This window comes from Pseudomonadota bacterium (assembly GCA_039028155.1).
In the GTDB taxonomy this organism is placed as follows: Bacteria; Pseudomonadota; Alphaproteobacteria; order SP197; family SP197; genus JANQGO01.
In genome coordinates, this window is the sequence record JBCCIS010000107.1 from 1 (window position 1) to 4990 (window position 4990).

At 61.2% G+C, this 4990-nt stretch carries 6 protein-coding genes; 5 read left to right on the forward strand and 1 reads right to left on the reverse strand.

Features of this window, described 5'->3' with window-relative positions; genetic code table 11:
* From AAF563_25375 to AAF563_25385, 3 genes are all read left to right on the forward strand, one after another.
* Positions 1-560, forward strand: a 560-nt coding sequence (locus AAF563_25375; GenBank protein ID MEM7124632.1) for a 4Fe-4S dicluster domain-containing protein, incomplete at its 5' end; no start/stop codon positions are given.
* A gap of 6 nt (positions 561-566) precedes the next feature.
* Positions 567-1523 (forward strand): DmsC/YnfH family molybdoenzyme membrane anchor subunit, encoded by a 957-nt coding sequence (locus tag AAF563_25380; GenBank protein MEM7124633.1) that lies wholly within the window; start codon positions 567-569, stop codon positions 1521-1523.
* Positions 1524-1605: 82 nt separating this feature from the next.
* On the forward strand, positions 1606-2079 hold the full coding sequence (locus AAF563_25385; GenBank protein MEM7124634.1) for a cupin domain-containing protein: 474 nt from the start codon (positions 1606-1608) through the stop codon (positions 2077-2079).
* A 12-nt stretch (positions 2080-2091) separates the two neighbouring features.
* Here AAF563_25385 and AAF563_25390 read toward each other — a convergent pair whose 3' ends face one another.
* Positions 2092-2661 carry a TetR/AcrR family transcriptional regulator gene (locus tag AAF563_25390; GenBank protein MEM7124635.1) on the reverse strand — a complete coding sequence of 190 codons (570 nt, stop codon included), beginning with the start codon at positions 2659-2661 and terminating at the stop codon, positions 2092-2094.
* A 146-nt stretch (positions 2662-2807) separates the two neighbouring features.
* Between AAF563_25390 and AAF563_25395 the strand changes: the two genes are divergently transcribed.
* A complete protein-coding gene (locus tag AAF563_25395) occupies positions 2808-3662 on the forward strand; it encodes an SDR family oxidoreductase (GenBank protein MEM7124636.1) in 855 nt (284 codons plus the stop codon).
* 31 nt (positions 3663-3693) lie between these two features.
* A complete protein-coding gene (locus AAF563_25400) occupies positions 3694-4572 on the forward strand; it encodes an alpha/beta fold hydrolase (GenBank protein ID MEM7124637.1) in 879 nt (292 codons plus the stop codon).
* Positions 4573-4990 lie beyond the last annotated feature (418 nt).

Sequence of the window (4990 nt, forward strand, 5' to 3'; positions counted from 1 at the left end):
CCTGGCTCAATCGCATTCATGGCTTCGAAGCGGGCGAGGGGGCTTCGGGGCGCACCGTGCACTTCCCGCGTTCGTGCCTGCATTGCGCCGACGCGCCGTGCGTTCCCGTTTGCCCCACAGGCGCGTCCTATAAGCGCGTCGAAGACGGCATCGTGCTGGTCGACGAGGATCGCTGCATCGGCTGCGGCCTATGCGCCTGGGCCTGTCCCTATGGCGCGCGGGAGATGGATGTCGATGACGGCGTCATGAAGAAGTGCACGCTGTGCGTCGACCGCATCTATAACGACAACCTGGACGAAGCCGACCGGCAACCGGCCTGCGTCAAGGCGTGCCCGGTCAGCGCCCGCCACTTCGGCGACCTCGCCGATCCCGGTTCCGATGTCTCGAAGCTGGTCGCCGAGCGCGGCGGTTTCGACCTGATGCCCGAAGCCGGATGCCGGCCGACCAACAAGTATCTGCCGCCGCGCCCGCGCAAGGAAACAGGTGCGGCCCGGGCGCTGGAGGCCGAACCGGAGGTCGGCGGTTTCCTGGGCTGGCTCGACCGCAAGCTCTCGGCCTGACGCGCCGTGCATCCCGCACTATCCATCATCGTCTTCACGACGTTATCGGGCGCCGGCTACGGTCTTTTGTTCGTGGTCGGTCTGACCGTGCCGGCAGGCTTGATCGCGCCGTCACCGGGTCTGGGTATCGCGGTTCTGGGCGTCGGCGTGCTGCTGGTCATCGGCGGTCTGGTTTCGTCGACGTTCCATCTGGGACATCCTGAACGGGCTTGGCGAGCGCTCACCCAGTGGCGGTCGTCGTGGCTGTCGCGTGAAGGCGTCATGGCGCTCCTGACATTCATCCCGATACTCGTCTTCGCCTATGGTTGGCTCTTCCATGGCGCGGTCGACGGACCGTGGGGCGTGATCGGCGTCATCATGGCCTTGATGGCGGTCGTGACCTTGTGGTCGACGGCGATGATCTACTGTTCGCTCAAGACCATTCCACGCTGGCACTCCGCCTGGACGCCGGCGATCTTCTTGAGCGCCGCGCTTGCCACCGGCACGCTGGTTCTGACCTTGATCGTGAGCGCGGCCGGCAGCGAATGGGCGGCGATCAACGTGTTCAAGATCGTCACCGTTATCGCGCTTTTGCTGGCGGGGCTGATCCGTGTCGAAGGCTGGCGGTCGCTCGACCGCAAGGCGCCGGAAAGCAGCGCGGGCAGCGCGACCGGGCTGGGCAAATTCGGCCATGTGCGCGCGCTGGAGCCGCCGCACACCGCGCCCAACTACGTCCAGCGCGAGATGGGTTTCCAGATCGCGCGAAAACACGCCGACAAGCTGCGGCGTCTGACGGTGGTGCTGGCCTATGCAATCCCGATCGTTCTGGTGTTGCTGTCGCTGATCCTGCCGCCGGTTCTAGACGTTATCGCCTGCCTGTTGGCCGTCGCGTCCGGTTATGCCGGCGTTCTGATGGAACGCTGGCTGTTCTTCGCCGAAGCCACCCACAAGGCGACGCTATACTACGGCGCCGAAGCCGCCTGAAACCAGGCGTCATTGAGTACGCCTAACAAGCACGCTATCGTTCGCCACCGACTGCCGCCGCTCCAGCAGTCAGGAGATCCCGATGTCAGAGAAGAAACCCGTCGCCGTCGATGCCACGACATTGCCGGTCAAGACCGGCAGTGGTTACCCGACGCCCTATGACCAGCCGTGTCGTGAACGCCAGCGCCAGGTGCTGGGCGATCTGTTTGGCCTGAACGATTTCGGTGTCAACTACATGACCCTGCCGCCGGGCGCCTGGTCGTCGCAGCGCCATTGGCATAGCCTTGAAGACGAGTTCGTCTATGTGTTGTCCGGCACGGCAACACTTGTCACCGATGACGGCGAGACAGACCTGGCACCCGGCATGTGCGCGGGTTTTCCAGCTGGTGTGTCGAACGGCCATCATCTTGTTAACAAGGCCGACGAACCGGTCGTCTATCTGGAAATCGGCACCCGCAACGCCGACGATGACGGTTACTATTCTGACATCGATATGAAGATCCTGAAGCGCGCCCAGGGCGGCGACTTCACCCGCAAGGACGGCTCCCCGCTATAGTTCGTGAGATGTCTAGGGTTCGTTGGAACCCGCCAGGCACAGCACCGAGTTTTTGAGTGACAGCAAGAGAGCGTCGAACTCCGCCCTGTCGGCTGCACCGTACTTCAGTGCCATGGCGACCGTGACGACGTAATTGGAAAGCTCGAGATAGGATTGTCCAGCCTTCATGAATGCCGCGTCATGGGGGGCCAGCAGTTCGGACACGAGCTCCTTATGACGCTGGTGTGAGCGTTCAATTTCGGCTTTCCCAGCCTTGTTGTGACCGCTGATCAGGTCGTCGGCGTCGCCCGATGTCTGAAGCAGTTCGAACGATTTGGTCACGGTCTCGGCAAAGTAGATGTCGAGCTGTTCTGACAGGGAGGGAGCACCGGCAAGTTTCGATCGGGCGGCGGAGAGAGACCTGTCTGTGACGTACCGGATCGACGCGACGATCATGCCGTCCTTGTCGCCGAAGAGGGCGTAAACGGTCTGACGGGACACTTCCGCGGTCTCGGCGATGTCGGCCATTGTCGTTTTTTTGGCGCCAAAGCGCACGAACACCGCGATTGCCGCTTTGATGATTTTCTCTTCTGTTTCCGTCATTTAATCCGATTCCAACAGGGACCCTCGCCCGGAAGCCCAGACCGTCAGACCATATTTGGCGCCTGACCACTTGACAAGATGTGTCGAAATGTTAAGTACATTCTTACAAGAAAGGTAATATTGTAAACTCAGACAGGCAACGCACCATGACCCAGACCGTCCTCATCACTGGCTGCTCCAGCGGTTTCGGAAGACTGATCGCCCAAACGTTCATGCGAGAGGGGTGGAACGTCATCGCCACGATGCGCTCGCCTGAAAGGGAGACAGAGTTCAATGACAGTGACCGCATGCAGGTTCTCAAGCTTGATGTCACCGACCGCGACTCCATCGCCAAGGCTTTCAATGATGGGCGCTACAAGTTCGGCAGGATCGACGTCGTCGTGAACAATGCCGGTTACGGTGGCTTCGGCCTCTTTGAACAGGCGAGCGATGCGGATGTCCGGTCGATGTTCGAGACCAATGTTTTCGGACCGATGAACGTGATGCGCGCCGCCCTGCCGGCCATGCGTGAGGCCGGAACGGGCGCCATCATCAACGTCACGTCGATGGCCGGCCATATTGGGTTACCCGGCAATGCCGTTTACTCAGCATCGAAACACGCCATGATCGGCCTGACGGAGGGAATGGCGTTGGAATACGAACCGCTCGGCATCCGGATCTACTCCGTTGCCCCGGGCGCCTATCCGACAACACGGTTCGACCAGAGCACCGATAAAAGGCTCGACTACGGTGACGAGCAGCTTGCTACCTGGTCCAACCGGGTTCGCAACCAGATCACCGCCGTCGGCGAGCAGATGGCAAACGAGGGCGGCAGCCTTGCCGACCCGCAAGAGGTCGCGGACCGTGTGTACGCATGCGCGACCTCCGACATGCCCATTCACAATCCAACCGGTAGCGATGCCGAGATGCTGACCACCATGATGGGTCAAGACAGGCGGCAGGACTTTCTCGATCAGCTCGCCACCATGCTGATACCAAGTGCTGAGGCAACCAGGGCCTAAGGCGGCCCGCTGTTAGAAGGGGACGAGCGAAATGTTCGGCCGAATGATTTCGGACATGATGGTGAAGTCGAACCAGTCACCGCTGTTCGACGATCCCGCTAGCTACGGGCTGGATTACGAGAACGTCGCGTTCAAGAGCAGCGACGGCGTCACCTTGCGCGGCTGGCTGATCAACGGTGGAACCGAAAAGGTCATTGTGCAAAGCCATTTCGGCGTGCAGTGCAACCGGGCTGGCTACTGCCCGGACGGCAAGGGCCTGATCAAGCCGTGGAAGAAGAACATCAGCTTCCTCCGCCAGGCCAAGTACCTGGCTGATAGCGGCTATTCGGTCTTGATGTACGACTTTCGCGGTCACGGCGAGAGCGATGTCGGCCCCAACCCCTGGATCAGTTGGGGCCCGGAGGAAGCGAAAGACGTGATCGCGGCCGTCGACTACATCACCAGCGGCCGCGCGGAGTTTCAGGACGCGCGTGTCGGTCTTTTGAGCATCTGCATGGGCGCCGCCGCGACAACCTACGCGTACGGCATGGAAAACGGTCTGCAGAACTATGCCAACGTCAAGGCGTTGATCGCGGTTCAGCCCCTCCTTTACACCTATTTTGTCGATGCTTTGGGCATGCCCGGCTTTTTGCAACGTGCCGGCGCGAAGGTGACGACGAGCCGGCTTGGCTTCGATCTCAATGACAGATGCTTTCTTCCCGACGCCGCAAAGATCGTCGTGCCGACTCTGCTGGTCCAGAACAAGAAGGATCCTTGGACCAATCTGGACATGGTCCAAGCCTACTTTGACGAACTGACCGTGGAAAAAGAGATGCGCTGGTTGGAGATCGAAAAGAACCGCTTCGCCGCCTACGATTTCATCGGCAGACAGCCAGCCGATATCCTGTCCTGGTTCGACAAGCATGTGTAGGCGATGATGCGCTGGTCTATCGTGAAATGGGGCGCGCCGGTCCTGCTTGTCATCATCGTGGCCGTGGCGGTGTTTACCGAAGAGACTTTTCATGTCGAAAAGGTCATTGTCGAATCGTATTTCCCCGGCTCGGCGCATCCCGTTCAAGCTTTCGTGACGTCCGCACGCCGCGACCGCAGCGCTTTCGGGTCCGAGCCGCGAAGACCTAGCGGATGCGGCGCTCCCCGCAAAGCGAGCGCACTCCCTACACCCGATCTGCGGTCCTCATCCCCTCACCCGGCGTTTCCGATTCGGCTCGCGGCGGCACGAACGCGACTCGGGCCCCTCACCCCGGCCCACCGCCGCCCACCCCGCTCCGCTGTCGACGAATCGGTGGGAGCGCGGCACCGTCCCGAACGATGGAATGCCGCCCCACGGC

Coding starts and splice junctions, on each gene's coding strand:
- AAF563_25385 (MEM7124634.1), top strand. CDS start 1,606: ATGTCAGAGAAGAAACCCGTCGCCGTCGATGCCACGACATTGCCGGTC.
- AAF563_25390 (MEM7124635.1), bottom strand. CDS start 2,661: ATGACGGAAACAGAAGAGAAAATCATCAAAGCGGCAATCGCGGTGTTC.
- AAF563_25395 (MEM7124636.1), top strand. CDS start 2,808: ATGACCCAGACCGTCCTCATCACTGGCTGCTCCAGCGGTTTCGGAAGA.
- AAF563_25400 (MEM7124637.1), top strand. CDS start 3,694: ATGTTCGGCCGAATGATTTCGGACATGATGGTGAAGTCGAACCAGTCA.